Source organism: Longimicrobium sp. (assembly GCF_035474595.1).
Taxonomy (GTDB): domain Bacteria; phylum Gemmatimonadota; class Gemmatimonadetes; order Longimicrobiales; family Longimicrobiaceae; genus Longimicrobium.
On sequence record NZ_DATIND010000134.1, the window covers coordinates 24293 to 51065 of the forward strand.

A 26773-nucleotide genomic window follows, 5' to 3' on the forward strand; every position below is an offset into this window, starting at 1 on the left:
CTAGGGAGGAGACGACGAGCCGGCGAATCGCCAGCGATGATGCAATGTCGCGCCTGTAACGCGCCGTGGCAAGCGTGGTTACCGCGCCCGCGCCTCCCAGTCGACCAGCGGCGCGTCCACGATCGCGCCCTGCACGGCGTCGGCGACGGCGCGGCGGAGCGCGACGTGCCGGTTGTTCTCGCTGGTCGGATCGACGCGGTTGGTGAGGATGACGACGAAGAGGCCGCGCTCGGGATCGACCCAGATGGAGGTGCCCGTGTAGCCCGTGTGCCCGAAGCTGCGCGGGGAGAAGAACCGCCCCGCGGACGAGTTGGGCGACGGCGTGTCCCACCCCAGCGCGCGGCTGCTGCGCGCGAACTCCGCCGCCGTCCAGCGCGCCACCGTCGAAGCGCGGAGGATGCGCGCGCCGCCGTACTCGCCGCCGTTCAGCAGCATCTGCGCGAAGATGGCCATGTCGCGCGCGCTGCTGAACAATCCCGCGTGCCCCGCCACCCCGCCCAGCGCCCAGGCGTTGGGATCGTGCACCTCGCCCCAGATGTGGCCACGCGCCGAATCCACCTCGGTCATGGCGATGCGCGGGCGGAGCGCCGGGTCCGGCCGGAAGCGCGTGTCGCGCATCCCCAGCGGCGCGAAGATGCGCTCCGCCGCCAGCCGGTCCAGCGGCTGGCCGGCCACGCGCTCCACCACCAGCCCGGCCAGCACCAGGTCCCAGTCGCTGTAGACGGTGGCGGTGCCGGGCGCGTACTTCAGCGGGCGCGCGCCGATCTGCGCCAGGTACTGCTCGCGGCCGCGGAACTCGCGGTACAGCGGCGCGAACGCCTCGAACCCGCCGCGGTGCGTCAGGATCTGCCGCAGGGTGATGCGCTGCTTGGTGGTATCGCTCAGCCCCGGCAGGTACCAGCTCACGCGCTGGTCCAGGTCCAGCCGCCCCTGCTCCTCCAGCATCGCCGCCAGCGTGGTGGTGGCGACCACCTTGGTGACCGACGCCATGTCGAACAGCGTGCTGTCCGTCACCGGCGGCGACCCCGGCGCCCAGTCGATGGCGCCGTAGCCGCGCAGGTGCACCAGTCGCCCCCATCTTCCCACGGCGATGGCGATGCCGCTGGCCGCGTGGTTCGCGATGGCCGCGTTCGCCAGCGAATCCAGCCGCGCGGGGAGCCCCGCCTCCATCCCCACCTCCCCCGGCGCCGCGCCGGTGAGCGTGCCCACGGGCGCGACGCGTGGCGGCTGCGCGGGCTCGGCCGGCGCGGGCGCGGGCATTGGCGCCGGCGCGGGTGCGACGACGGGCCGCGGCGTGCAGGCGGCGAGCGCGGCGAGGAGGAGGGGGATGGGGATGGCGATGCGGTTCACGGCGGGATGGGCTGGGGTGTGTTCAGGCCGGCTTGGAAGGGCGAATGAATTCGCGGCAACAACTGCACAAAGTCCGGCTTCGCGGACTCGCGCCGCACCACCTCTGCGGCTCCGAGACGAGGGTGCCGCCTCGATGAGGGGGCCGGGGGAGGGGGCCAGCCAGGCGGGCAGGATGCATGCTTTCCCGCACGCCACCTCTCCCTCTCGATCAGGTCTCCAGCTCCCGCAGCACGCGGCACGGGTTCCCCGCGGCGACGACGTTCGGGGGGAGGTCGCGGGTGACGACGCTGCCTGCGCCGATCACCGCGTTCGCGCCGATGGCCACGCCGGGGCAGATGATGGCGCCGCCGCCGATCCACACGCCGTCGCCGATGGTGACCGGCCGCGCGAACTCGGCGCCGGAGCGGCGCTCCTCCGCGTCCAGCGGGTGGCCGGCGGTGTAGATCTGCACCGCGGGGGCGATCTGCACGTCCGCGCCGATGGTGATGCGGCCGGGGTCCAGGAACACGCAGTCGTAGTTGACGAAGGTGTTGCGGCCCATCCGGATGTTGTAGCCGTAGTCGCAGCGGAACGACGGCATCACCACGCACCCCTCGCCCACCTCCCCCAGCAGCCCGCGCAGCACCGCCGCGCCGGACGACGGATGCTCGTCCGCCAGCGTGTTGAAGCGGGCGATCAGCCGCTGCGCGTGCGCCCGCTCCGCCACCAGCTCCGGATCGGAGGCGCGGTACAGCTCGCCGGCCAGCATCTTCTCCTTCTCCGTCATCTCCGCCCTGCTTTCCCAACACGATCAGGAGGCACCATCGCCTCGGAGCCGCCACGATGGCGCCGCGCGAGTCCGCGAAGGCGGACTTCGGGCCGTTGTTGCCGCGAATTCATTCGCCCTTCCCGCCCTTCTCCGCCTCCCCATCTCCCCACCCGGGGTCTACCGCGATGCAGCCGGCCGCATGATCCCCGTCCCCCGCCGCACCTCCGCGGTGAGGCTCACCGGCAGGCGGCCGCCAATGGGCGCCTGGCCCAGCAGCGCGCGGGCGGCGGCCTCCTGGCACACGGCCTCGGGGCCCCACGCCAGCAGGTACGCGGGGATCGACGGAAAGGCGCTCAGCAGATACGGGCTGCCGAACGACACCACCACCACCGGCCGCCCCGCGCGCGCCAGCGACTCCACGAAGTCGCTGAACCCCCCGCCCGCCTGCACCGAGCCGCGGTACTGCACGGGGTTCACGTACGCGGAGACGACGACCACGTCCGCGCCTTCCGCCTGCGCGCGCAGCGACGCCAGCTCCGCCGCCCCCGGCGCGCCGCCGATTCGCGCCGCCGTCACCGTCCGCCCGCCGCCGGCGAGCGTGGCGTTGAAGACCGCGCCCGTCGTGGACCCGCCGCCCGCGTAGGTGATGGAGAGGATGCGCCGCGCGCCCGCCGCGAACGGCACCAGCCCACGCGCGTCGCGCACCAGCGTGATCGAGCGGCGCGCCACCTCGGCCGCCAGGCGCCGGTGCTCGATGCTGCCGACGGTGCGCCCCATCGCCGCGGGGTCGGCCAGGCGCCCGGCCTGCAGGCGCAGCCGCGACTTGGCCTCCAGAACGCGCCGCGCGGACTCGTCGATCCGCGCCTCGGTGATGCGGCCCTCGCGCACCGCGCGCTCCACCGCGTCCAGCACGCCGGGGATGTCCTCGGGCTGCAGCAGGATGTCGGCGCCGGACTGGATGGCGCGCACGGCCGCATCGCCCTGCCCGTAGCGGCTGGTGAGCCCGCGCATGTTGAACGCATCGGTGGAGACGAGGCCGCGGAACCCCATCTCCCCCCGCAGGATGGCCCCCGTCACCTTCGGCGAGATGGAGGCCGGCACCGCGTCGCCCGCCACGTTGGGAAGGGCGATGTGGCCCACCAGCATCCCGTCCATCCCGGCGGCGATGGCGGTGCGGAAGGGGGGGAGGTCGACCGCGTCCAGCCGCGCGCGGGTGGCGTCCACCTGCGGCAGCGCCATGTGCGAGTCGGTGTGCGTGTCGCCGTGCCCGGGAAAGTGCTTTCCCATCGCCAGCATCCCGCCGGCGTGCACCCCGCGCACGTAGTCGGCGGCGAAGCGGCCCACGCTGGCCGGGTCCTCGCCGAAGGAGCGGGTGTTGATGATGGGGTTCTGCGGATTGGAGTTCACGTCCAGCACGGGCGACAGCGTGAGCCCGATGCCCACCGCCCGCCCCTCCAGCCCGATCACGCGCCCGACGGCAAAGGCGAGCGAGTCCGAGCCGGTCGCCGCGAGCCCCATCACCGGCGGGAAGTCGGTGCCCGAGCCGGTGAGGCGCATCCCCGGCCCGCTCTCCAGGTCGGTGACCATCAGCAGCGGCACGCGGGCGCGGCGCTGCAGCGCGTTCATCTTTCCCGCCAGCTCCGCCGGGGTGCCGGTGGAGATGATGAAGCCGCCCACGCGGTCGCGCTCCACCCAGCGCACCGCCGCGGGCATGTCGCCCTGCGCCTCGCCGGCGTAACGCCCGCTGATCCACGCCAGCACCATCTGCCCCGCCTTCTCGCGCAGCGTGAGCGACCGCAGCGTGCGGTCGACCCATGCCTGGTCGACGGGCGCGAGAGTGGAGTAGCCCGGCGGCGGGGCGTCGGCCGGCTTCACGGCGATGGCGGCGGTTTCCGCGCGCGCGAGCATGGGCGCCGGCACGGGCTCGCGCGCGCCGGAGCACGCGGCGAGCACGGCGGCCAGGATCAGGATGCGCGGCGGAATGGGCACGTGTTCACTGAACGGGTTGAGCGGAGAAACTGAACGTCCATCGAACATCCCGTCAAACGCGGTGCCACCGCCCTCCGCGACGCCCGTGCGCGCAAGTCGTTACGGCACATGGGGACGGAAGATCAGGGGCGGAGATTCGCCCGCGGAACGGGACGTGTAGGAGATGCGGGGCGACGACTGAGGACGAGCGGCGGCGCGGGATGCGAGGTGATGCCGGCGCGGAACGACGGACGACGGTGCACGCCTGGCGCCGCGGCCCTCTCCCCCCGCCCCCTCCCCCAAAACTGCCTGGGTGTGGGGGAGACCTAATCCCGAGGAGAGGCTTCGGCTTGGGGTGGAGGCATCTTGCCCGCCTGGGTGGCCCCCTCCCCGGCCCCGACATTCCGAATCACCATCACCGCAGATCGAATCACCCTGATGCCATCCGATCCAATCCCCACCCTCCAGCTCTCCCCCGAGGAGATGCGCGCGCTCGGCTACCGCGTCGTGGACATGATCGTGGACGAGGTCGCGCATCTGCACGAGCGGCCGGTGGCGGGCGGGGCGCCGCGCGCGGAGATGGAGGCCCGGCTGCGCGAGCCGGCGCCCGCCGCGGGCGTGGGCTGGGAGGCGGCGCTGGAGCGGGCGCGGCGCGACGTGCTGGGGCCCATGTCGCCGCCCGCGCACCCCCGCTTCTTCGCGTACGTCCCCTCGCCCGGCAACTTCGTGGGGGCGATGGCGGACGCGCTGGCGAGCGGCTTCAACCCGTTCGCCGGGGCGTGGGCGACGGCCGCCGGCGCCGCCGAGTGCGAGCTGGTGACGGTGGACTGGCTGCGGGAGGCGTGCGGGCTGCCCCAGGGCGCGGGCGGCGCGTTCGTCAGCGGCGGGTCGATGGCGAACCTGACCGCGCTCGCGGTCGCCCGGCACCGGCGGTTCGGCACGGGCGGCTTCGCCGGCGCGGTGATCTACGCGTCGGACCAGACGCATTCCTCCATCGCCCGCGGCGCGCGGGTGCTGGGGTTCGAGCCCGGCCAGCTTCGCCTCCTCCCGTCCACCGCCGACTTCCGCCTCGACGTCCGTGCGCTGGCCGTCGCCATCGGCGCGGATGCGCGCGCCGGGCGGACGCCCTTCGCCGTGGTCGCCAACGCGGGGACCACCAACACCGGCGCCGTCGATCCGCTCCCCGAGATCGCCCGCATCTGCCGCGAGGCGGGGGTGTGGATGCACGTCGATGGCGCGTACGGGGCGGCCGCGGCGCTCACCGGAGCCGGGCGCGCGCTCCTGGCCGGGCTGGGCGAGGCGGACTCCATCTCCATGGACCCGCACAAGTGGCTCTTCCAGCCCTTCGAGTGCGGCGCCGTGCTGGTCCGCGACGCGCGGGCGCTGCGCGACACCTTCCGCGAGGTCCCCGAGTACCTCAGGGACAGCGACGTCTCGGCCGAGGAGGTGAACTTCCGCGACTGGGGCGTGCAGCTCACCCGCGGCTTCCGCGCGTTCAAGCTCTGGCTCTCCATCCAGACGTTCGGGATGGACGCCTTCCGCGCCGCCATCGACTGGGGGATCCGCCAGGCCGAGATCGCCGAGGAGGAGCTGCGGTCGTCGGACGATTGGGAGATCCTGACGCCGGCGCGGCTCGGCATCGTCACCTTCCGCTGGCGCGGGGTGGAGATGGAGCCCGCGGCCGGCGACGACCTGCAGCGCCGCGCCACCGCCGCCATGACGCGCAGCGGCTGGGCGATGCTGAGCACCACCGAGCTGCGTGGCCGCGCGGCGCTGCGCCTGTGCACCATCAACCCGCGCACCACGGAGGACGACGTGCGCGAGACCGTCCGCCGCCTGGGCCGCATCGCCCGCGAGCTCGCGGAGGGCTGACGGTCAGAATCCCCCCGCCCTCTCCCGTTCCACCCCGCCCACCCCCCACACGCCCATGACGATGCGCAGATTCGCCATCTCCCTCACCCTCCTCGCCCCGCTCGCGGCCGCCGCCTGCGGCAGGGACTCGGGCGACCGCGGGGTCTACGAAGGCGGGGCCAGCGCCGCGCCCACGACGGCGGCGCCGGCCACGGCGCCCAAGCCCGACGCCATCACCAACGGGCTGGAGCAGGGCGCCGTCTCCGCCGACAGCACGCCCGTCGCCCCGACGGCGCCTCCCGGCCAGTCCGGCTCCGACACCGCCAGCGCCGCCGCCGCCACGCCCATGATCATCCGCACCGGCCAGGCCACGGTGCGGGTGGACTCGCTGGAGCCGGCGATCGCGCGGGTGCAGCGGCTGGCGGCGCAGCTGGGCGGCTATGTGGCGAACACGTCCGTGCAGTCCGGCTCGGAGAACGCGCGCGAGGCCACGCTGGAGCTGAAGATCCCCAGCGCCAGGTGGGACGCGGCGCTGAACGGGCTGAAGCCGGTGGGCAGGCTGGAATCGCAGCAGACGTCCACGCAGGACGTGGGCGAGGAGTACGTCGACGTCACCGCGCGGATGCAGAACGCGCGGCGGCTGGAGGAGCGGCTGGTGAGCCTGCTCGCCACGCGCACCGGCAAGCTGGAAGACGTCCTCGCAGTCGAGCGCGAGCTGGCGCGCGTGCGCGAGGAGATCGAGCGCTACGAGGGCCGGCTGCGCTTCCTCCGCGCCCGCGTGTCGATGAGCACTCTCTCCGTCGTGCTGCACGAGCGCTATCCCGTGCTGTCGCCGGGACGGAACCCGATCCTGAGCGCGTTCGCCGAGGCGTGGCGGAACTTCGTGGGCTTCCTGGCCGGGTTCATCGCCATGCTGGGATGGCTGCTCCCGCTGGCGCTGGTCTTCGCAGCGATCGGCTGGCTCCTGGCCAAGCTGCTGCGCCGCCTCCGCCGCAACCGTCCGCCGCGCGACCCGCGCGCCGGAAGCTTCCAGCACGGTCCGCCCGCCCCGCCGCCGCCCGGCCCACCCGCCGGACCGCCGCCGAATCCGACGCCGCCGAATCCGCCGGCGGCGTAAGCCGGGCAAGGAGCCGGAGGGGGATCAAAAACGGGAGGGCGAGACGAAGCGTCGTCTCGCCCTCCCGTTTCCCGGTGATGCGCCTGGATCAGGCGCGCACCGCCTGCACCTCGACCGAGATCTTGATCTCGTTGCCGACCAGGATGCCGCCGGTCTCGAGCGCCTGGTTCCAGGTGAGCCCGAAGTCGCGCCGGTCGATCTTGCCGGTGCCGCTGAAGGCCGCGCGCTCGCCGCCCCACGGGTCCTTGCCGCGCCCGTCGAAGGTCACCTCGAGCGTCACCGGCCGCGTGGTGCCGCGGATGGTCAGGTCGCCCGTGAGCTGGAAGGTGTCGCCGACGCGGTCCACCGCGCCCTCCACCTTCGTGCTGCGGAAGGTGATCTTGCCGAAGTTCTCCGCGTCCAGGAAGTCGGCCGAGCGAAGGTGGTCGTCGCGCTGGCCCACGCCGGTGTTGATGCTCGCCACGCCCAGCTCGGCGGTCGCCACCGAGCGGTCCGGGTGCGTCTCGTCCATGTGGATCTCGCCCGACACGTCCGTGAAGCGGCCCTTCACCGTGGTGATCATCATGTGCTTGGCCGAGAACTCCACGATCGTGTGCGCCGGGTCGATCGCCCAGATGGTCGCGGTCGAGGTCTCGTTGGCGGTCTGCGTCATCGTCACATCCTCCCCTGAAGGTTCATCCCCGGCAGCTAAACATCTGCCGTACAACAATTGCTTACTGCTAAGGTAAAACACTCTACGCTCGCTGTCAACTGCCTCTGTGCTGAGACAATCGACGGATTTCGACCAACGTACGCCAAGCCGAAACACGGCCCTCCCGGACTGCGTACGCGATGCAGATCGATTCCACCCAACGTGCTTCGTCCGCAGCCGGAAGTCCAGCAAACATCGGGAGGGAGGGGTGATGCAGAGACGCAGCGAGCTGACCGCCGGCCGCGTGCTCGCGATCTACCTCGCGGGAATCGCCGCGGGCGTGCAGGGCGGCCTGTACCTCTTCGACGTGTTCGACGACGGCGTGGCCGACTGGCGCTCCGGCCTCATCGCCCTCGCCTTCATCGCCGCAGGGCTGGCGTTCATCGCCCACACCTTCCGCCGCCGCGCGCCGGTCGCGGCTGGCTGAAGCCCCGCTCGCGCACAAGCTCGGATTCCGGCGCATGCCTACGCCGTCAACTGCGTCATCGGGATGATGGTTCGTCGCCGTGCCGCCAATGGCGTGTGACCGCCGGTCTCGGGCGCGATGAGTGGCATCGGCGAGGGGGACGAGGACGGGGGATGGATGCGGGTAGGCGGATCGACATGTCGGAAATTTCCGACATATCGAACCGGCATGGAATCAGGGGGATGATCGTCGCCGGCCGTTCAACGGCGCGGCGGGCTCGCACGAAGGCGAATCCAGCACGACACCATCTTCCGATGACGCAGTTGGCGATGTCTCGGCAGCGCTGACGGCGTGGGCGCGCGCTCATTCTGGATGACGATTCCGTGGAGACGCGGAGAACGCCGGGCGTGCGGTGAGTTCTCTGCGTCTCCGCGTCTCCGCGTGAGATCCAGCGACGCCGGGAGCCGCGGACGCTACTTCTTCGTGACGATGCGCATCCCGTTGGGGGCGACGCCGGGGCGCGGCGGCTCGGGTGCGCGCTTGGGCTCGGGCTTGCGCGCGTCCGGCTTCCGCGGCTCCGCGGGCCTCCCCTGCCCGCCCTGCGCCGGGTCCTTCATCGACAGGGCGATGCGCTGGCGGGGGACGTCGACCGAGAGGACGCGGACGGTCACGCGGTCGCCCGGCTTCACCACCTCGTTGGGGTCCTTCACGAAGCGGTTGGAGAGGTGGGAGACGTGCACGAGCCCGTCCTGGTGCACGCCCACGTCCACGAACGCGCCGAATGCCACCACGTTGGTGACGGTGCCCTGCAGCACCATTCCCTCCTTCAGGTCCTCCACCTTCTGCACGTCGTCGCGGAACTGCGGCGCCTCGAACGCCTGGCGCGGGTCGCGGCCGGGCTTGCGCAGCTCGGCCAGGATGTCCTCCAGCGTCGGCAGCCCCACCCCGTCGCCCACGTACCTCCGTGGTTCGATGCGGGAGATGGCGGCCTCGTCGCCCACCAGTGAATCCACCTTCACCCCCACGTCGGCGGCAATGCGCTCCACCAGCGCGTACCGCTCCGGGTGCACGGCCGAGGCGTCCAGCGGATGCTTCCCCCCGCGCACGCGCAGGAAGCCGGCGGCCTGCTCGAAGGTCTTCGGCCCCAGCCCGGAAACCTTCGTCACCTCCGCGCGCGAGCGGAAGGCGCCCGACGCGTCGCGGTGCTGCACGATGCGCTGCGCGACGGTGGGCCCGATCCCGGCCACGTACCCCAGCAGCGCGGCCGAGGCGGTGTTCAGCTCCACGCCCACGCGGTTTACGCAGCTCTCCACCGTCTCGTCCAGCCGCCGCTTCAGCCGCGTCTGGCTGACGTCGTGCTGGTACTGCCCCACGCCGATGGACTTGGGGTCGATCTTCACCAGCTCCGCCAGCGGGTCCTGCAGCCGCCGCGCGATCGACACCGCCGAGCGCAGGGTCAGGTCCAGCTCGGGAAACTCCTCGCGCGCCACGTCGCTGGCCGAGTAGACCGACGCCCCCGCCTCGTTCACCATCACCACGACCGGCCGCCGCTCCGCGGGCAGGTCGCGGATGGCCTCCTTCGCCAGCTTCTCCGTCTCCCGGCTCGCGGTGCCGTTGCCGACGGCGATCAGCTCGATGCGGTGCTGCTCCACGATCCGCGCCAGGTCGCGCTTCGCCCGGTCCTCCTGGTGCAGGTAGACGTGCCCCGTCTCCAGCAGCTGGCCGGTGTTGGAGACGACGGCCAGCTTGCACCCGGTCCGGTACCCCGGGTCGACCCCGAGCACGGTCCGCTCCCCCGCCGGCGGCGCCAGGAGGAGCGCCTCCAGGTTCTTGCCGAAGATGGAGATGGCCTCCTCGTCGGCCCGCTGCTTCAGCTCCATCCGCACCTCGACCTCCACCGAGGGGGAGATGAGGCGGTGATGCGCGTCCTCCACCGCCATCCCCATCTGCTCCACCGCGCGGCGGCCCTCGGCGTACTTGCGGCGGAGGACGGCGACCAGCTCGTCGTCGGGGGCGGTGATGCGCGCGGTCAGGAACTCTTCGCTCTCGCCGCGGCGGATGGCGAGGATGCGGTGCGAGGGGAGCGCCTTCACCGGCCCGGAGAAGTCGTAGTAGTCCTGGAACTTGCTGACCTCGTTCTCCTTCCCGCGCGCGGCGCGGCTCTCCATCACCCCCTTTGCCCACACCTGCTCGCGCACGTACGCCCGCGCCGCCGCGTCGTCGCTGACGCGCTCGGCGATGATGTCGCGCGCCCCGGCAAGCGCCTCGTCATCCGACGCGACGCCCTTCTCCGCGTCCACGAAGCCGGCCGCGGCCGCGCGCAGCTCCGCATCGCCCATCTCTCCCGCCCAAAGCAGCTCGGCGAGGGGGAGAAGGCCCTTCTCGGTGGCGATGGTGGCGCGGGTGCGGCGCTTCGGCTTGTAGGGGAGATACAGGTCTTCGAGCAGCTGCTTGGTGTCGGCGCGATCGATGGCCGACTTCAGCTCGGGGGTCAGCTTCCCCTGCTCGTCGATGGACTTGAGGATGGCGGCGCGGCGGGCGTCCAGCTCGGCCAGGTACTCGTGCCGGTCGCGGATGTCGCGCAGCTGCACCTCGTCCAGCTCGCCGGTGGCCTCCTTCCGGTAGCGGGCCACGAAGGGGATGGTGTTCCCCTCCAGCAGCATCTCCAGCGCGGCGCGGACCTGGGGCGTGCGCAGGGAAAGCTCGGCGGCGATGCGGTCGGCGTACTGGGTCACGGAAGTGCGAGAGTGCGAAGGTGCGAAAGTGGGGATGCCGAGCCGGCGCGGGCGGCCGCTCGTCAGGGCGGGAATCTACTGCGGGGCGGACGCGGATTGCAGGGTTGACAGCGGGGGATGGATCGCCTCTCCGCCGTCCTCATCCCCCGCGCGCCAGGCGGACCGCCGCGGCCACGATGACGATGCCGACGGCCGCGTTGGTACGCGCCAGCCACGCGGCCCGGCGGCGCGCCCGCAGCGCCTCCGGCGTCCCCGCGGCCAGGCGGCCGGCGAGCGGGCCCAGCCAGAAGTCGTGCAGGGCGGAGACGGAGATCATCGCCGCGACGGAGACGAGCTTCCAGGCGAGCGCGTGGCCGTACGCGGTCGCCCAGAACTCCGCGCGGAGGATGGCGCCGCCGCGGAAGGCGCCGGTGAACGCCAGGTTCCCGACGCCCGTGGCCACCAGCACCGCGATGGCGCCCCACCCGACGCCGCGAAACCGCCGCCCGATCTGCGCGAAGAGCCGCGCGCGCAGCTCCGCCGGCTCCACGGCGCGCAGCGCCGGCGCACCCACCGCGGCCAGAAAGAACATCCCGCCCAGCCACAGCATCGCCGCCATGACGTGGATGGTGACGTTCAGGAGATACAGGTTCCGCATCGATGCATCATCCGGGAAAGGCGAATGAATTCGCGGCAACAAAAGCACGAAGTCCCTCCGGGACTGCCATCCGAGACCTGCCCGGTCGAGAAGCCCCTGCCCACCCGGCCAGGAGCCCTGCCCACCGCGCAAGCCGGCGCATCGGCGGATGCCGGGGAGCAGTCCCGCAGGGACTTTGTGCAGTTGTTGCCGCGAATTCATTCGCCCGGCAGACCGGTGGTGACTTGTCACGCCCGCTCAGAACTTCTCCCCCTTGGCCTCGCGCAGGTGGCTGCCGACGGGGCGGATGCGGCCCCACATGGTCCAGAAGTAGAGGACGAGCCCCGCCGCCTGCCCCACGCCGCCGGCCAGCACGATCCATCCCAGCCACGGCACCCGGACCCACGCCCGCGACATCTCCGCCACGAACCGCGCGCCCGTCGACAGCGCCAGGATCCAGTACGCCGCCTCGATGCGCGCCGGGCGGTAGCGGGTATCGTCCTTTTCCGGGCGGAGAAAGAGCCAGAGCGCCACGCCCAGGATCAGGAACATGACGAAGCCCACGAGCACCGCGTGCGCGTGGGCGGAAACCAGGTACGGGCTGGGCCAGCGCCCGCCGACCTCGCGCATGGCCAGCATCCACACCCCCAGCACCAGCCCGGCCAGGCCGAAGCCCAGCCCCGTCTTGATGAACCTGCGGACGAGGGAGTACACGCGTCACCCCGCTCCGTGGCGGTGTCCGCCCGCCGTGCGCTCGGCTCTCACGCCGCGGTCGCCTCCAGCGCGGGCCGTGCGGCGCGCGCGGGGAGCCGGTCCGCCGCGCCGGCGACGGGAATGCGCACCTTCACGCGGGTGCCGGCGCCCGGCGCGCTCTCCACCTCCACCGCGCCGCCCGCGTACAGCGCGCGCTCGCGCATCCCGAAAAAGCCCAGGCAGGGCTCGCGCGCCTCCGTGTCGCCCACCTCGAAGCCGCGGCCGTCGTCGCGGATGGTGGCCACCACGCACCCGCCCTCGCGCGCCACCTCCACGCGGGCCTTCGACGCGCCGGCGTGGCGCAGCACGTTCGACAGCGCCTCCTGCACCACGCGGTACAGCGCCAGCTCGCCGTCGGCCGCCAGCATCCCCCCGGCCCCGGCGTCGCCGCGCACGGTGATCTCCACCCCCGAGTGGGCGGCGACGCGGCGGCAGTAGCCCTCGATGGCCGGCACCAGCCCCACCTCGGCCAGCGTGGGCGAGTGCAGCATCCCCGCGAAGTCGCGGATGCGGTCGGTGAGCCCCACGATGTCGTCGCGCAGCGCGTCCAGCAGCTTCTCGCGCGCCGCCGCGCCGGTGCTGCGCCGCGCGATGCGCAGCCGCAGGAGGATGGCCGACAGCGACTGCGCCGTCTCGCCCTCCAGCTCGTGCGCCATCCGCACCCGCTCGCTCTCCTGCGCGCGGAAGGCGCGGGCCGCCACCTCGCGCAGCCGCTGCCGGTCCGCCGCCAGCCCGTCGAGCAGGCGGTTGAAGACCCGGATCACGCGCTCCAGCCGCGGGTCGGCGATGCGCGGCAGCGGCGCGCGGGCGTCCATCTGCCCGCCGGCCACCTTCTCGGCGGCGTGCTCCAGCGCGTCGAGCGGGCCCAGCGCCAGCCGCAGCACCGCCGCGTACAGCGGCAGCGTCACCGACGCGCAGACGGAGCCGATGAGCAGGAAGAGCGCGACCGACGCCAGCTCCGGCGCCCCGCGCAGCAGGCGGCCGGCCGCGGCGGCGCTCGCCGCGGCGACCAGCACCACGATGGCGGCGTTGGCCAGCAGCACCTTGTAGAACAGCGGCATCCGCAGCAGCACCCGCCCCACCCCGGGCCGCGCGCGGCGCTTCCGATTCGGTCCGTACCACGTCGTGGGCATCGCCCCTCCTTCACCCTGATACGCGGATGCCCGGGGCACACGAACGATCTTCCCGGGCCCTTCGCCGGGAAGAAAGCTACCCGCCCCCGCGCCGCCGGTCAGTCCGCGCGTACCTGAAACCGCTGTAGGGTGCCTCCCTACCGGCAGCGAGCGGGGAGATGGGGAAATGGGGATGGTCGCGCCGCATTCCCCCGAATGAAATTCGGGGGCAACAACCGCACAAAGTCCCTGCGGGACTGTCGTCCAGCATCGGACGCGCTCCGAAAGCCTCTCCGCGCGATGAGTTCTCCCCTCCCCCGCGGAGCGGGCGGAGGGGTCGGGGAAGGGGGCCACCGGGCGGGCAGGATGCTTCGAACGAGAGCAGATGCCGGCTGGCATTCCGCCGCGCGAATGCCTCGGGGGGTGGAGAATGCAAAGGCCGCAGTCCCGCAGGGACTTTGTGCTTTTGTTGCCCCCGAATTCATTCAGGGTTGAAGAGTGCGGATAGTCGCGCTTTCCCTACGGCTCCCCCGTCGGCCGGTTCGCGCGCTTCTGCTCCACGGCCGGGTCCCCATCCCCCTGCGTCCCGTCCCTCCGCCCGCCTCCCTCCGCCCCGCTGTCGCCCGGCACGGGGGCGGGGCGGCCGGCGCGGAGGCGCTCCAGGCGCACGTCCTCGAACGAGACGGGGTCCTCCAGCGGCTCCAGGTGCGTGAACACGGTGGAGTTGGGGATGGCGTCGCGGATCTCCTCCTCCATCCGCTCCAGCAGCTCGTGCCCCTTCTGCACGCTCCACTCGCCCGGCACCAGCACGTGCACCGAGACGAAGCGCCGCATCCCCGCCTGCCGCGTGCGCAGCGCGTGGTACTCGGCGCCCTCGGGCGCGTAGCGGTCCAGGATGCGCACCACCGTCGCCCGGTCGTCCTCGGGGATGGCGGTGTCCAGCAGCCCCAGCGCCGAGCGCCGCATCAGCCCGATCCCGATGCGCACCACGTTCAGCGCCACCACGATGGCGATCACCGGGTCCAGCCAGTGCCACCCGGTGAGCGCCACCGCCGCCACCCCCGCCATCACCCCCACCGTGGTCCATACGTCGGTCAGCAGGTGGTGCGCGTCGGCCTCCAGCGCGATCGAGCGGTAGCGGCGCCCCGCGCGCAGCAGCCGCACGGCCACGACCAGGTTCACCACCAGCGCCGCCGCGGAGATGGCGATGCCGAGCACGGGGTCGCGCACCGGCTGCGGGTGCATCAGCCGCACCGCCGACGAGTAGGCGATGCTCGCCGCGGCGATGATGATCAGCGCGCCTTCGAAGGAGCTGGCGAAGTACTCGGCCTTGCTGTGGCCGTACGCGTGCTCCTCGTCCGGCGGCCGCGCGGCCACCGTCAGCATCGCCAGCGCCATGATCGCGGCCGCCAGGTTCACCAGGCTCTCCAGCGCGTCCGACAGCAGCCCCACCGAGCCGGTGACCAGGAACGCGCCGAACTTCAGCGCGATGGTCACCACCGCGGCGGCAATGGAAAGCCAGGCGAAACGCGTCAGGCGGGGCTGGTCGGTCACCGGATGGTGCGGCGCGTGGGTCATGGGCGTGTGGGAAGCGCGCGAAGCTGGCGAACCGGACGGGTATCCGCAATGCACGGGCCCGCCCCTCGTCCATCCGGAAGCAGTTTCAGGGCGGGGGATGAGGATGACGGAGCAGTCCGACGCGATGGCGTGTTTCTGCACATCGGGATGCGACTCAACGAGATAGCTGCACCCGGAATTGGCACGCGCGTTGCACTTCCCCTCTCCCGCCGAAGACGGCTCCCGTGCACCGCACGGGGGCCGTTTTTCGTTGAGGAAGGCCCCGTCCGTGGTCCATCCAGACCTCGAGGGGCGCTCCTGGTTCCGTCGCGGACGGGACCCCGCGCGCTGGCCAACGCGCGGACCGGGCGCCGGTGGATGAGCGGGAGCCGGGCCGGACGCACGAACCCGAACGCGACCGGAGGTCGTCATGAGCCTCATCTCCCGCTCCGCCCTGTGCGCCGCGCTGGTCGCGGGCGCCGCCGCCTGCTCGCCCCCGACCTTCGCCACCACCGGCCGGTTCGCCGGCTCCCGGGGCCCGGCGTGCGTCTACTGCTCCGGCGGCTCCCGCGACTGGCAGGCGCCCAGGCTGACCGACCGCGCGCCGGCCGCCGCGACGCAGGGCCCCCTGAACCGCTGAACGCGCCCGCGGGTGCTTTCGTCCATCGCCCTCGAGCGCGAGATTCCGCCGGGACCGGAAACGACGTAGACCTCCAGGCCGATGCAGGGGACACGGGGAGACGACGCATCTCCGTGTCCTCTTTCACTCTCCGCGAATCCGACCGACGATGGCAGGCGACGCCCATCCGCCCGTGGAAGTCCTCCTCGGCCTCGGCGCGAACCTCGGCGACCCGCGCGCCCAGCTGGCGCGCGCCGTGGACGCCCTGCACGAGTTCGTCACCGGCCTGCAGGCGTCCTCCATCTACCGGACCGAGCCCGTCGGCCACCGCGACCAGCCGGACTTCTACAACCAGGTCGTGCGGGGAACGACGACGCTCTCCCCCGGCGCGCTGCTGGACCGCGTGCTGGCGGTCGAGGAGGAGATGGGACGCCGGCGCACCTTCCGCAACGCCCCGCGCGTCATCGACATCGACATCCTGGCGTATGGGGACGAGGTGATCCGCACGGAGCGGCTGACGGTGCCGCACCCGGGGATCGCGGAGCGCGGCTTCGTCCTCCATCCGCTGGCCGAAGTGGCCCCCGGGTGGCGTCATCCCGAGCGTATGCAGACGGCCCGGGAAATGCTTTCGGCGGCGGCGCTGGAGCGGGTGGAAAAGATCTGAAGTGCGAGAGTGCGAGAGTGCGAAAGTGGGCGGCGTCACCGCGAGATGAGTCTTCCGGCCCGGCTTCGGCATAGATGGATGAAGGGAACGCACCAGAACCGGCAACGCGTCGGGCCCACACCCTCGCACCTTCGCACTTTCGCACCCGCTGTTCCTTGCAGGTTCACACCCGCTCGCTTAACTCTCAACCGGGCTGCGGCAGGCCCGAAACGGACGGATGACGATTTCGCCGCGGGACTTCACCGTAGGGGTCGAGGAAGAGTACCAGCTCGTCGACGCGCAGTCGGGCGACCTGCGCAGCCGCGCCCGCTGGGTCATCGCCGGCGACTGGACCGGGCAGGTGAAGCCCGAGATGCAGCAGCACACCATCGAGGTCGAGACCCGGGTGTGCGAGGGCACCCACTGCGTGCGCGAGGACCTGGCCCGCCTCCGCTTCCAGGCCGCCACCGTGGCCGGCGCCGAGGGGCTGCGCATCGTGGCCGCGGGAACGCACCCGTTCGGCGCGGCGGGCGGGCACCCGTTCACCGACGCCGAGGTCTACCAGGCCATCCGCGACGAGTACCGCGAGCTGGCCGAGACGCAGACCATCTTCGGGATGCACGTGCATGTGGGCGTCCCGGCGCACCTGGACCGCACGCGCGTGTCCAACGCCGCGCGGTTCTATCTCCCCTACCTGCTGGCGCTTTCGGGCAGCTCGCCGTACTGGCAGGGGCGCGACACCGGGTACTGCTCGTTCCGCACGCTCCTCTGGCGGCGCTGGCCCCGCACCGGCGCGCCGCCGCGCTTCCAGGACGCCGCCGAGTACGAGCTGCTGCTGAAGTGGCTGGTCGAAACGAAGTGCGTGGACGCGCCCGGCCGCATCTACTGGGACCTGCGCCCGCACCACAAGTACCCCACGGTGGAGTTCCGCGCCGCCGACGTCACCCCGCGGCTGGAAGACGCCGTGGCCGGCGCGGCGCTGGCCCGGGCGGTGGTCGCCGGGATCGCCGCGGGAATCCTGACCGAGCCGCGGCTCCCCGCCTCCGTCGCCCAGCCGCTCCTGGGCGAGAACTCGTGGCGGGCCGCGCGCGACGGGACCGGGGCCGAGCTGGTGGACCTCTTCGCCGATCGCCCGCGCACCATCTCCGCGCGCGACGCGGTGCTCGGGCTGGCCGAGCGGCTGCGGCCGCTGGCCCAAGAGCTGGGGGATGGAGATTCGCTGGCGGCGCTGGAAGACGTGTTCGACCGCGGGTGCGCGGCGGTGCGGATGCGGCGGGCGATGGACGACCTGGGGGGCGACCTGCGGCGGCTGGCGCTGTGGGCGGCCGACGAGACCGTGCTGGGGCTGGGCATGGACCGGCGAAACGAGCAGCGGCTGGAAGAGACCACCGTATGAGCAGCAAGCAGCGCATCGCCATTCAGCTTCCCGAGCGCCCCGGCCGCGGATACGAGATCCTGGTGGGGAGCGGCCTCTTTTCCACCCTGGCCACCATCCTCTCGCGCTTCTGCCCCGCGCACCGCTACGCCGTGGTCACCGACGACCGCGTGGCCGAGTTGTACGCGGTGAAGCTCTCGCGCATGCTGCACTCCGCCGGCTACCGCGCCGACGTCTTCGCCTTCCAGAATGGCGAGGAGCGGAAGACGCGCGACACCTGGGGGCTGGTCGGCGACGCCATGCTCGAGGCCGGCATCGGGCGCGACGCGGCGCTCATCGCCTTCGGCGGCGGCGTGCCGGGCGACCTGGGCGGCTTCGTGGCCGCCACCTACATGCGCGGCCTTCCCCTGGTCCAGGTGCCCACCACGCTGCTGGCGATGATCGACTCCTCGGTCGGCGGAAAGACGGGGGTCGACACGCCGGCGGGGAAGAACCTGGTCGGCGCCTTCCACCAGCCGCACGTGGTGGTCGCCGATCCGGACCTGCTGCACACGCTCCCCGATGCGCACATCCGCGCCGGGCTGGCCGAGGCGGTGAAGCACGGCGCCATCGCCGACCCCGAGTACCTGGAGTGGATCGAGTCCGCCGCCGCCGACCTGCTGGCGGGCGACACCGACGCGCTCACCCGCCTGATCGTGCGCTCGGTGGAGATCAAGGCCGAGATCGTGAAGCGCGACGAAACCGAGACCGGCCCCCGCAAGCTGCTGAACTTCGGCCACACCATCGGCCACGCCATCGAGGCGCTCTCGGGCTACGCGCTCCTGCACGGCGAGGCGGTGGCCATCGGGATGGTGGAGGAGGCGCGCATCGGCGAGCGCTGCGGCATCACCGCGGCGGGAACCTCGGCGCGGCTGCGCAAGGCGCTCACGCGGCTCGGCCTTCCCACCTCGCTCCCGCTGGAGATGAACGTGGAAGAGGTGGTGGACTGGACCCGCGCCGACAAGAAGGCCCGCGAGGGCCGCGTGGAGTACGCGCTGATCGAGGCCATCGGCGCCCCCGCCGTGGGCCGCGACGGGCGATACGGCTCCCCGGTGGCGGACGAGACGGTGATGGAGGTCCTGGGCGGCGTGGGCAATCGCGCCTGAAGAGTACGAAAGTACGAGAGTACGGAAGTACGAAACCGCGGGTGGCGCGATGAAGGCGACGTCGCACCGATGAAGTCCGCGAAGGCGGACTGCGTGCCGTTGTAGCCGCGAGTTCACTCGCATCTTCGCGAACACAGTATCCACCGATATTCCGATCCAGTACAACAGAAAACGGGCCGGCTCCGCGAGGGAGCCGGCCCGTTCTGCGTTCCTTCGAGGCCGTGCGCCTACTGCTTGGGCGCGGCCGGCTGGTTGGCCGGGGCGGGCGTCTGGCCGGGCGCCGGCGCGGGCGAGCCCGCGTTGGCCGTCGCCGGGTCGTTGCCGCCCTGCACGGCGGCGGGGGCGGGCGCGGCGGCCGGCACCGGGCCGGTCCCCTGCGCCTGGTTCGGCGCGCCCTGCGTGGTCCCCGGGATCGGCTGGCCCGCGGCCGCCGGCGGCGCGGCCTGCTGCAGCCCCTGGCGCAGCACCGAGGTGGGCCGCGTGGCGCGCGCCGACATCAGCGACAGCGTGAAGGCGATGGCCACGAAGATCCCGCCGGCCCACCACGAGGCCTTGTGCAGGATGGTGGTGGCCTGGCGGCTGCCGAACAGCGTGTCGGAGCCGCCCCCGCCGCCGCCACCCATGGCGGCCAGGCCGCCGCCCTTGCCGGACTGCAGCAGCACCACGGGAATGAGCACCAGCGCGTCGATGACCAGCAGGATCAGCAGAAGAGTGAACACGGAAGCGTCCGGTCGAGTCGGGGTGACGTCAGGGATGGCAAAGCTTTGAAATTTAGCAGGATGCGCCCTTCCGTCAACCCGTCCCCACCCGTCCCGGGCGGCGGCGCGGGGCCGCGGCCCGGGTGCCCGCTCACCCGCCGAAGCAGACGCAGGTGGGAGGCGTGCAGGCGAACTCGGTGTTCGGCTCGTAGCAGTAGTCGCCCAGGGTGCAGGTGCCCGCGCGCCCCGTGCAGTTGATGCACGTCTCGTCGCCGCCCTGCGTGTACGTGCCGCACGAGTCCATCCGGTCGGTGGGAAAGCACCAGGCTTCCGAGTGCGCCCGCACCGTGCCGCGCGCCCGCCTCTCCGCCGACGTCTCGAACGACTCCACCTGCAGGGTTTCGACGTCCAGGCTGATCTTCTTCATGGAAGCACCTTCCGGGGGCGGGTTGGACACGCGCCCGCGCGAAATGCGCGGGCTTCGCCGGGTGGGGGGAGTGCGATCCGGCGCGAAGGAAGGTTACCCTCGCGCCGGATGGCGATCAACAGCTGGCGGAAGAAGTTTGTCCCGGCCGGTTCACGGCGCCGGCGCGCTTCGCGAATCAGACCGCGCCGCAGATCCGGGCGAAGCCGTGCGGGTCCAGGCTGGCGCCGCCCACCAGCACGCCGTCCACGCCGTCGACCGCCAGCAGCTCGGCGGCGTTGTCGGGCTTCACGCTCCCGCCGTAGAGGATGGGCACCGCGGCGGAGATCTCGTGGCCGTAGGCGGCCGCCAGCTCGCGGCGGATGTAGCCGTGCATCGCCGCCGCGTCGTCCGGGGTGGCGTTCACGCCGGTGCCGATGGCCCACACCGGCTCGTAGGCCACCACCAGCGAGCGCGCCTCGTCGGACGACACGGTGCCCAGGACGGGCGCCAGCTGCGACTCCACCACGTCCTCGGCGCGGCCGGCGCGGCGCTCCTCGATCTTCTCGCCCACGCAGAGGACGGGCACCAGCCCGGCGTCGACCACGGCGCGCACCTTCTTCACCGTTTCGTCGGTGGTCTCGCCGAACACCCAGCGGCACTCGCTGTGGCCCACCAGCACCAGCGACGCCCCGGCGTCGGCCGCCATCCGCGCGCTGATCTCGCCGGTGTAGGCGCCGTTCGGCTCCCAGTGCACCTTCTGCGCGCCCAGCAGCACGTCGGGGCGGCGGTGCGCCTGCACGGCCTCGCGCGCGGCGGAGAGCGAGATGGCGGGGGGGAAGACGACCACGCTGCGGTCGTCGCGCGGCTGCCAGACGGCCAGGAACTCGTCGAAGAAGCGCGCGGCGTCGGACGGGCCCAGGTTCATCTTCCAGTTGCCGGCCAGCACCGGCTTCAGCGGCGCGCTCACGAAGCGTCCCGGTCCGAGAGCGCGGCCACGCCGGGAAGCTCCTTCCCTTCCAGGAACTCCAGCGACGCCCCGCCGCCGGTGGACACGTGCGACATCCGCGCCTCCAGCCCCATCTCGCTCACCGCCGCCGCCGAGTCGCCGCCGCCGATGATGGTGGTCGCGCCGGCGTCCGTCGCCGCGGCCACCGCCTCGGCCACGCCGCGGGTGCCGTCCGCGAACTCGGGGACCTCGAACACGCCCATCGGCCCGTTCCAGAGCACCGTTCCCGCGCCCTCCAGCTCGCGGCGGTAGAGGTCCACGGACCGCGGGCCGATGTCCGCCACCATCCGGTCCGCGGGGATCGCCTCGCGCGACACCACCTGCTTCTCCGCGCCGGCCTCCAGCCGGTCGGTGACGATGCAGTCGACGGGGAGGACCAGGCGGTCGCCCGAGCCCTGCACCAGGCCGCGCGCCATCTCCACGCGGTCGTCCTCCACCAGCGAGGTGCCGGTCTGCAGGCCCATCGCGCGGAAGAAGGTGTTCGCCATCGCCCCGCCGATCAGCAGGCGGTCGACCTTGGGAAGGAGCGCGGTGATGACGTCGATCTTCCCGCTGATCTTGGCGCCGCCCAGGATGGCGACGAACGGGCGCTTCGGGTGCTCCAGCGCGCCGCCGAGGTATTCCAGCTCCTTCGCCATCAGGAACCCGGCGACGGCGGGCTTCCCTTCCCCCTTCATCACCTCCGCGACACCGGCGGTGGACGAGTGGGCCCGGTGCGCGGCGCCGAACGCGTCGTTCACGTACACGTCGCCCAGCCCGGCCATCTGCCGGGCGAGCTCCCTATCGTTCTTCTCCTCGCCCGCGATGAAGCGCGTGTTCTCCAGCAGCAGCACGTCTCCATCCCCCAGCTTCCGCGTGGCTTCGACGGCTTCCGGGCCGACCGTCTCGCCCACGAAGGCGACGTCGCGGCCCAGCAGCTCGCCGAGCCGCGCGGCGGCGGGGCGAAGCGACATCTCCGGCACCGGCTTCCCCCTGGGGCGGCCGAAGTGGGAGAGGAGGACGATGCGCGCGCCGTTTTCGATCAGGTACCGGAGCGTGAGCACGGTGGCGCTGATGCGCGTGTCGTCGGTGATCCGGCCGTCGGCGTCGAGCGGGACGTTGTAGTCCACGCGGACGAGCACGCGCCTGCCGGTGAGGGCGCTCTTCGGCAGGTCGTTGAGCGTGAGCTTGTTCATCGTTCGGTGCCGTGGGTGGAGGAACGGCGATTCAGGTGATGGGGATCGCGGTCGATCCCGGGCTTTCCGTGCACGTCCGACAGCCTCGCGCCCTCTCCCCGCGCCTGAGAGCGCTCGCCCTCTCCCGTACCGGGCGAGGGGGGCGATCCAGCATCCGCGCGACCTGCAACCTCTTCTCGCACCGACAATTGCAGTGCGACGGATGCCCGGCTTCGCGCTGAGTTGGGGCCAGCCAGGCGGGCAGGATGCGCCCCGTTCAGCGCCGATCCTGTCCAGCTACCTCTCCCGGTACGGGAGAGGTGGACGGCCTGAGCCGGCCGGAGAGGGCGCGAGGCGGCGGAATCGAGACGACATCCATCCCGCACCATCCCGCACCATCTCTCCGCCTTCCCTCCTTCCCGCAAACACGAAGGGCACCGGCGCGCGCGTGCCGATGCCCTTCGTCGTGGTCCAGCCTCAGCTGTTCTGCAGGCGCTCGCCGACGTAGCGGGCCAGGTCCACGCAGCGGCAGGAATAGCCCCACTCGTTGTCGTACCAGCTCATCACCTTCACCAGCCCCTGGATGACGTTGGTGCTGGGCGCGTCGATGATGGACGAGTGCGGGTTGCCGGTGTAGTCGACCGACACCAGCTCCTCTTCCTCGTACCCCAGGATCCCCTTCAGCCGCCCCTCGCTGGCGGCGCGCAGCGCGTCGTTCACCTGCTGCGCCGTGACCTCCCGCTCCAGCTCGGCGACGAGGTCCACGATGGACACGTCGGGCGTGGGCACGCGCATGGCGATGCCGTCGATCTTCCCCTTCACCTCGGGAATCACCAGCGCGGTGGCCTTGGCGGCGCCCGTGGTGGTGGGGATGATGGACATCCCCGCGGCGCGGGCGCGGCGCAGGTCCTTGTGCGGCAGGTCGAGGATCTGCTGGTCGTTGGTGTACGCGTGCACCGTGGTCATCACGCCGCGGCGGAACCCGAACTCGTCGAGCAGCACCTTCACCACCGGCGCCAGGCAGTTGGTGGTGCAGCTGGCGTTGGAGATGACGTGGTGGTTCGCGCCGTCGTACTTCTCCTCGTTCACGCCCAGGACGATGGTGATGTCCTCGTTCTTGGCGGGGGCGGAGATGATGACCTTGCGGGCGCCGGCCTCCAGGTGCTTGGCGGCGTCCTCGCGCCTGGTGAAGCGGCCGGTGCTCTCGATCACCACGTCCACGCCCAGGTCGCGCCAGGGAAGCGCCGACGGGTCCTTCTCGGCCAGCACGCGCACCTCGTCGCCATCGACGATCAGCGCGTTCTCCTTCACCTCCACGGTGCCAGGATAGGCGCGGTGCACCGAGTCGTGCTTCAGCAGGTGACCCAGCGTCTTCGTGTCGGTCAGGTCGTTCACCGCCACGAAGTCCAGATCGGTGGCGCCCATCTGCTTGGCGGCGCGCAGCACGTTGCGCCCGATGCGGCCGAAGCCGTTGATGGCGACGCGAATAGCCATGGCCTCCCCTTACTGGATGCGAAAAAAGTCCAATGCGAAAAGCGGTCAAGACGAGCGCGGAGCCGGAGCGCCCTGCCGCTCCAGCTCCGGAACCACGCGGGCGAAGGTGACCACGCTCGCCACGCGGGCGCCGGCCGCCAGGAGCGCGTCCACGCAGGCGAGGGCGGTGGCGCCGGTGGTCCATACGTCGTCCACCACGATCACGTGCTCGCCGCGCAGCTCGCCGGCCGCGCCCGGCGGCACGGCGAAAGCGCGCGCAACGTTAGCCCGCCGCTCGGCGGGATGCAAGGCCGTTTGGCTCCCCGCGGAGTGCGTGCGAAGGAGCAGGTCGGTGCGCAGCACGCGCCCCGTGCGGCGGGCCAGCCCGCGCGCCAGCAGCCCGGCCTGGTTGTAGCCGCGCTCCCGCAGCCGCGCCGCGCTGGTGGGGATGGGAACGACGATCTCGGCCTCGGCCTGCACGTCGGCGGGAAGCTCCAGCGCGGCCATCCGCGCGGCCATGGGCTCGGCGGCCGCCTCCCAGCCGCGGTACTTCAGCGCGTGCACCATGCGGCGCGGCGCCTGGCCGATGGCGAAGGCGGAGCGAATGGCGCGGATGGCGGCCGGCCATTCGGCGCAGGTGCGGCAGGTGGGCGCCGGCTCGCGCCCCCACGGCACCGGGCTCCAGCAGCGCGGGCAGCGCGGCGACGGCAGGGGCCGGCACCGCAGCCAGCAGAGGCGGCAGATCACGCGCTCGCTGTCGGCGGTGTCGATGGGCTGGCGGCACGCCACGCACACCGGCGCGAACACCAGGTCCAGCGCGCCGGCCAGCAGGTCGCGCGCGAGCGCCGGCAGCGGCGGGAGGGGCGGGGTCGATGGTTTCGGCGGGCTCCGCAGGGGCATGGGGATCGGGGGATGAAGGGTGATTGGATTGTGATGGCGATGGCGGTCGATAGTTTCGCGCGGAGATCGGGTGCGGTGCTCGCCCCGAGCCTCCCCCGGCGAATGAATTCGCGGCAACAACGGCCCAAAGTCCGCCTTCGCGGACTCCCGTCCTCCGCACCTCTGCAGGTGCGATGCATCTCCGCGGGGATTGCGCGGGGCGCGCACCTGCGTGAGGGATGCGCGCCCGAAGGGCCGGGACGCCGCCGCGCGCGCATCGATGCCGAGGAATCGCACGCATGCCCGGCGCGGCGGTGGCCCGGCGCCGTTGGCAACAGCTGTATCGTTGCCTACGGCGCGCGCAGCCCGGTTTGGCGCCTAAGCGCCAAACACGCCCAAACCCGCGGTTCGATCTTTTCGATCTTCCAGAAGCATCACCAGCCGCCGCCCCCGCCCCCGCCGGAGCCGCCGCCGCTGGAGCCGCCGCCCCCGCTGCCGCTGCTGCTGGGGCTGCTGGACATGGTGCTGGCGGCGCTGCTCCCCAGGCCGCTCATCTGCGAGCTGAAGTGGCTGGCGCTGAAGCTGTTGTAGCCGCCGCTCCCGGCGTACCAGTCCGGCGGCTCGCGGTACAGGTTCTCGAAGGCGCTCGCCCAGCGGCCCTCCACGCCGAAGGCCATGGCGTGCGGCAGGTACCGCTCGAACATCTGCGGCCCGGTGATCATCCGCCGGTAGCGGTCGCTCTCCACCTTCGACAGGAACTCGCGGAAGCCCAGCGCCGCCTCGCGTGCCCGCGCCCCCTTCTCCGTGCGCGCCGCCATCGCCAGCCCGAAGAGGAGGACGACGAGCCCGCTGGTGAGCCCGCCCACGGCCACGGCCACGGGGTTGAACCACGCCCACCCCGAGTCGGCCAGCGTGACCGCCCCGATCACGCTGAGGAAGCAGAGCACGATGCCGCCCGCCACCCACGCGCCCTTTACCGTGTCCGGCCGCTTCAGGTAGTAGCCGCGCTCGATCAGGCGCTCGAAGATGGCGGTCCGGATCCCCGGCAGCGACGCGTAGAACTTGTTCTTCAGCTCCGACAGGCGGATGCAGGGCTGCGTGGCGGGCGCCGCGTCCACGAACTCGCTCGCGCTCACGCCGCCGCCGCCGCCGGCCGCGGCGCGCGCGGCGCCCTCCTTCACCACGCCCCACGCGGGGCCGTCGCTGGCGCCGGTGAACAGCGCGTCCAGGAAGCGGCGCTCGTGCGTCTGCAGCCCGGTGGTGCTGTCCGTCAGCTGGTGGAAGCGCCAGTCCTGGCTGGAGAGAAGGCCGAAGAGGTGCTTCTCCTGCACCTCCTCGATCCCCACGAACCCGCGCACGGCCAGGTCCACCAGCGTGGAGGTGATGTCGCGCAGGTCGGCCTTGTTGTCCACCAGCGTGCCCAGCTCGGCGGGCGTCATCCCGTCCGGCGGCGCGTAGCCCACGGCCACGGGCTGCTCGCGCGGGTCGCGGCCGTGCTTCGACCACCTCCGCAGCATGCCGAAGAAGGCGAGCAGGGGAAGGAAGAGCGGCCAGAGGGCGAGATAGCGCCGCGTGCGCAGCTCGGCCTCGCTGGGGCGCGGCAGGATTCCCGGCGGCCAGCTGACGGAGACGGTGAGCCCCTCGCTGGACGCCAGCGTGCGCGTGACCTCGGCGGTGACCACGTTGCCGCGGACGCTCACCGCGGCGTCGTTGCTCTTCGATCCCGAGTACCCGGTGTACGCCGACACGTCGGTGGGGTCCACGCCGGCGGGAAGGACGATGCGCGCCAGGACGTGCTCGATGGGGAACGCCCAGCTGTTCCCCGTGGCGTTCCAGTACAGCTCGTCGTGCGCGCCGCCGCTGTCGGCCGCGAAGGCGTAGCGCACGGCGTTGCTCACCCGGTACCGGATGACCACCGTGCGCTCGGCGTCGCTCGCGCCGGGCACGGCGATGCGCACGCGGCGCGTCCACCCGTCGGGCTTCTCGCGCCAGAACCGCAGGTCCTGCCCCGCTCCGTCAGTGACGGCGAGGACGTCGATGTCGAGCTTGGCCTTGACCCCCTGCGCCGTCATGTGCTGCAGGGAGATGTCGCGGAAGATGCCGTTCCACGTGCCGGTGAAGTAGACGCGCAGCGTCTCGGTGACGTCGGTCGTGCCGTCGCGGTTCACCACCGCGTCGATGCGGTAGTCGCGGATGGTGATGTCGCGCGCCCACGCCCGCGCCGGGGCGGCGAGAGAAGCAAACAGCGCGAGCAGAAGGAGCAGGGCTCGTCGCATGGGCAATGGCGGAGGAGGGGAGAGGAAAGGGCGAAGTCCTGAGTCCTAAGTCCTAAGTCCTAACAGGATGCTAAAAAACAGTGCTTGGGCTTCGCCCGACTCCTCAAACCGGGGGTCGTCAGCAGGCCCAGCGTCCAGGGGAGCTCCGGGCGTGCCGTTTCGTCCTGTTTCGCACCGGAATCGGTGCGCGGAAGC

23 protein-coding genes are annotated in these 26773 nt (G+C 72.3%); 7 read left to right on the forward strand and 16 right to left on the reverse strand.

The genetic code is table 11. From position 1 onward, the window contains the following. Positions 1–78: 78 nt before the first annotated feature. From VLK66_RS23105 to VLK66_RS23115, 3 genes are all read right to left on the reverse strand, one after another. Positions 79–1350 (reverse strand): serine hydrolase domain-containing protein, encoded by a 1272-nt coding sequence (locus VLK66_RS23105; protein ID WP_325311855.1) that lies wholly within the window; start codon positions 1348–1350, stop codon positions 79–81. A gap of 208 nt (positions 1351–1558) precedes the next feature. After that, on the reverse strand, positions 1559–2116 hold the full coding sequence (locus VLK66_RS23110; RefSeq protein ID WP_325311856.1) for a sugar O-acetyltransferase: 558 nt from the start codon (positions 2114–2116) through the stop codon (positions 1559–1561). A gap of 159 nt (positions 2117–2275) precedes the next feature. Continuing rightward, a complete protein-coding gene (locus VLK66_RS23115; protein ID WP_325311857.1) occupies positions 2276–4087 on the reverse strand; it encodes a glycoside hydrolase family 3 protein in 1812 nt (603 codons plus the stop codon). Positions 4088–4504: 417 nt separating this feature from the next. Here VLK66_RS23115 and VLK66_RS23120 point away from each other — a divergent pair, with 417 nt between their 5' ends. Both VLK66_RS23120 and VLK66_RS23125 read left to right on the forward strand, forming a co-directional pair. Next, positions 4505–5938 carry a pyridoxal phosphate-dependent decarboxylase family protein gene (locus tag VLK66_RS23120; RefSeq protein ID WP_325311858.1) on the forward strand — a complete coding sequence of 478 codons (1434 nt, stop codon included), beginning with the start codon at positions 4505–4507 and terminating at the stop codon, positions 5936–5938. Positions 5939–5993: 55 nt separating this feature from the next. Further along, positions 5994–7034: a DUF4349 domain-containing protein gene (locus VLK66_RS23125; RefSeq protein WP_325311859.1), complete on the forward strand. Its 1041-nt coding sequence runs from the start codon at positions 5994–5996 to the stop codon at positions 7032–7034. Positions 7035–7122: 88 nt separating this feature from the next. On the opposite strand, the gene VLK66_RS23130 is transcribed toward VLK66_RS23125, so the two are convergent. Beyond that, a complete protein-coding gene (locus tag VLK66_RS23130) occupies positions 7123–7686 on the reverse strand; it encodes a YceI family protein (RefSeq protein WP_325311860.1) in 564 nt (187 codons plus the stop codon). Positions 7687–7936: 250 nt separating this feature from the next. On the opposite strand from VLK66_RS23130, the gene VLK66_RS23135 reads away from it, so the two are divergent. Continuing rightward, positions 7937–8152 carry a hypothetical protein gene (locus VLK66_RS23135; RefSeq protein ID WP_325311861.1) on the forward strand — a complete coding sequence of 72 codons (216 nt, stop codon included), beginning with the start codon at positions 7937–7939 and terminating at the stop codon, positions 8150–8152. Positions 8153–8604: 452 nt separating this feature from the next. On the opposite strand, the gene VLK66_RS23140 is transcribed toward VLK66_RS23135, so the two are convergent. The 5 genes from VLK66_RS23140 to VLK66_RS23160 form a co-directional block, all read right to left on the reverse strand. Further along, positions 8605–10866: a Tex family protein gene (locus VLK66_RS23140; RefSeq protein ID WP_325311862.1), complete on the reverse strand. Its 2262-nt coding sequence runs from the start codon at positions 10864–10866 to the stop codon at positions 8605–8607. A 139-nt stretch (positions 10867–11005) separates the two neighbouring features. Further along, a complete protein-coding gene (locus tag VLK66_RS23145; protein WP_325311863.1) occupies positions 11006–11503 on the reverse strand; it encodes a DUF4149 domain-containing protein in 498 nt (165 codons plus the stop codon). Positions 11504–11740: 237 nt separating this feature from the next. Beyond that, a complete protein-coding gene (locus VLK66_RS23150) occupies positions 11741–12196 on the reverse strand; it encodes a hypothetical protein (RefSeq protein WP_325311864.1) in 456 nt (151 codons plus the stop codon). A 47-nt stretch (positions 12197–12243) separates the two neighbouring features. Continuing rightward, complete coding sequence (locus tag VLK66_RS23155) at positions 12244–13368, reverse strand: sensor histidine kinase (RefSeq protein WP_325311865.1); 1125 nt, start codon at positions 13366–13368, stop codon at positions 12244–12246. A 498-nt stretch (positions 13369–13866) separates the two neighbouring features. Beyond that, on the reverse strand, positions 13867–14925 hold the full coding sequence (locus tag VLK66_RS23160; RefSeq protein ID WP_325311866.1) for a cation diffusion facilitator family transporter: 1059 nt from the start codon (positions 14923–14925) through the stop codon (positions 13867–13869). Between the two features lie 409 nt (positions 14926–15334). On the opposite strand from VLK66_RS23160, the gene VLK66_RS23165 reads away from it, so the two are divergent. From VLK66_RS23165 to aroB, 4 genes are all read left to right on the forward strand, one after another. Further along, complete coding sequence (locus VLK66_RS23165; RefSeq protein WP_325311867.1) at positions 15335–15544, forward strand: hypothetical protein; 210 nt, start codon at positions 15335–15337, stop codon at positions 15542–15544. Positions 15545–15692: 148 nt separating this feature from the next. Then, positions 15693–16187 carry a 2-amino-4-hydroxy-6-hydroxymethyldihydropteridine diphosphokinase gene (folK, locus tag VLK66_RS23170; RefSeq protein WP_325311868.1) on the forward strand — a complete coding sequence of 165 codons (495 nt, stop codon included), beginning with the start codon at positions 15693–15695 and terminating at the stop codon, positions 16185–16187. A gap of 217 nt (positions 16188–16404) precedes the next feature. Further along, positions 16405–17562, forward strand: coding sequence for a carboxylate-amine ligase (locus VLK66_RS23175; RefSeq protein WP_325311869.1), 1158 nt, complete (start codon positions 16405–16407; stop codon positions 17560–17562). Continuing rightward, a complete protein-coding gene (aroB, locus tag VLK66_RS23180; RefSeq protein WP_325311870.1) occupies positions 17559–18686 on the forward strand; it encodes a 3-dehydroquinate synthase in 1128 nt (375 codons plus the stop codon). The genes VLK66_RS23175 and aroB overlap by 4 nt, the downstream gene beginning before the upstream one ends. 227 nt (positions 18687–18913) lie before the next feature. Here the strand turns inward: aroB and secG are convergent, their stop codons facing one another. The 7 genes from secG to VLK66_RS23215 all read right to left on the reverse strand — a co-directional run bounded on the left by secG (position 18914) and on the right by VLK66_RS23215 (position 26578). Beyond that, positions 18914–19405 carry a preprotein translocase subunit SecG gene (gene secG / locus VLK66_RS23185; RefSeq protein WP_325311871.1) on the reverse strand — a complete coding sequence of 164 codons (492 nt, stop codon included), beginning with the start codon at positions 19403–19405 and terminating at the stop codon, positions 18914–18916. Positions 19406–19535: 130 nt separating this feature from the next. Beyond that, the gene (locus tag VLK66_RS23190) at positions 19536–19811 is read right to left on the reverse strand and encodes a hypothetical protein (protein WP_325311872.1); all 276 of its coding nucleotides are present in this window, start codon (positions 19809–19811) and stop codon (positions 19536–19538) included. Between the two features lie 175 nt (positions 19812–19986). Then, positions 19987–20757, reverse strand: coding sequence for a triose-phosphate isomerase (gene tpiA, locus VLK66_RS23195; protein ID WP_325311873.1), 771 nt, complete (start codon positions 20755–20757; stop codon positions 19987–19989). Next, positions 20754–21971: a phosphoglycerate kinase gene (locus VLK66_RS23200; RefSeq protein WP_325311874.1), complete on the reverse strand. Its 1218-nt coding sequence runs from the start codon at positions 21969–21971 to the stop codon at positions 20754–20756. The genes tpiA and VLK66_RS23200 overlap by 4 nt, the downstream gene beginning before the upstream one ends. Before the next feature lie 456 nt (positions 21972–22427). Next, positions 22428–23444: a type I glyceraldehyde-3-phosphate dehydrogenase gene (gene gap, locus VLK66_RS23205; protein ID WP_325311875.1), complete on the reverse strand. Its 1017-nt coding sequence runs from the start codon at positions 23442–23444 to the stop codon at positions 22428–22430. A gap of 45 nt (positions 23445–23489) precedes the next feature. Continuing rightward, positions 23490–24323, reverse strand: coding sequence for a ComF family protein (locus tag VLK66_RS23210; RefSeq protein ID WP_325311876.1), 834 nt, complete (start codon positions 24321–24323; stop codon positions 23490–23492). A 413-nt stretch (positions 24324–24736) separates the two neighbouring features. Continuing rightward, entirely contained in the window at positions 24737–26578 is a 1842-nt protein-coding gene (locus VLK66_RS23215) for a DUF2207 domain-containing protein (protein WP_325311877.1), read from the reverse strand. Positions 26579–26773: the final 195 nt, after the last annotated feature.

What these genes read in the sequence shown, in the direction of transcription:
- VLK66_RS23200 (WP_325311874.1), bottom strand. Translation starts at nt 21,971, where the DNA reads ATGAACAAGCTCACGCTCAACGACCTGCCGAAGAGCGCCCTCACCGGC.
- VLK66_RS23160 (WP_325311866.1), bottom strand. Translation starts at nt 14,925, where the DNA reads ATGACCCACGCGCCGCACCATCCGGTGACCGACCAGCCCCGCCTGACG.
- VLK66_RS23120 (WP_325311858.1), top strand. Translation starts at nt 4,505, where the DNA reads ATGCCATCCGATCCAATCCCCACCCTCCAGCTCTCCCCCGAGGAGATG.
- VLK66_RS23125 (WP_325311859.1), top strand. Translation starts at nt 5,994, where the DNA reads ATGACGATGCGCAGATTCGCCATCTCCCTCACCCTCCTCGCCCCGCTC.
- VLK66_RS23135 (WP_325311861.1), top strand. Translation starts at nt 7,937, where the DNA reads ATGCAGAGACGCAGCGAGCTGACCGCCGGCCGCGTGCTCGCGATCTAC.
- aroB (WP_325311870.1), top strand. Translation starts at nt 17,559, where the DNA reads ATGAGCAGCAAGCAGCGCATCGCCATTCAGCTTCCCGAGCGCCCCGGC.
- VLK66_RS23110 (WP_325311856.1), bottom strand. Translation starts at nt 2,116, where the DNA reads ATGACGGAGAAGGAGAAGATGCTGGCCGGCGAGCTGTACCGCGCCTCC.
- VLK66_RS23130 (WP_325311860.1), bottom strand. Translation starts at nt 7,686, where the DNA reads ATGACGCAGACCGCCAACGAGACCTCGACCGCGACCATCTGGGCGATC.
- VLK66_RS23165 (WP_325311867.1), top strand. Translation starts at nt 15,335, where the DNA reads ATGAGCCTCATCTCCCGCTCCGCCCTGTGCGCCGCGCTGGTCGCGGGC.
- VLK66_RS23190 (WP_325311872.1), bottom strand. Translation starts at nt 19,811, where the DNA reads ATGAAGAAGATCAGCCTGGACGTCGAAACCCTGCAGGTGGAGTCGTTC.
- gap (WP_325311875.1), bottom strand. Translation starts at nt 23,444, where the DNA reads ATGGCTATTCGCGTCGCCATCAACGGCTTCGGCCGCATCGGGCGCAAC.
- folK (WP_325311868.1), top strand. Translation starts at nt 15,693, where the DNA reads ATGGCAGGCGACGCCCATCCGCCCGTGGAAGTCCTCCTCGGCCTCGGC.
- VLK66_RS23215 (WP_325311877.1), bottom strand. Translation starts at nt 26,578, where the DNA reads ATGCGACGAGCCCTGCTCCTTCTGCTCGCGCTGTTTGCTTCTCTCGCC.
- VLK66_RS23210 (WP_325311876.1), bottom strand. Translation starts at nt 24,323, where the DNA reads ATGCCCCTGCGGAGCCCGCCGAAACCATCGACCCCGCCCCTCCCGCCG.
- VLK66_RS23155 (WP_325311865.1), bottom strand. Translation starts at nt 13,368, where the DNA reads ATGCCCACGACGTGGTACGGACCGAATCGGAAGCGCCGCGCGCGGCCC.
- VLK66_RS23145 (WP_325311863.1), bottom strand. Translation starts at nt 11,503, where the DNA reads ATGCGGAACCTGTATCTCCTGAACGTCACCATCCACGTCATGGCGGCG.
- VLK66_RS23175 (WP_325311869.1), top strand. Translation starts at nt 16,405, where the DNA reads ATGACGATTTCGCCGCGGGACTTCACCGTAGGGGTCGAGGAAGAGTAC.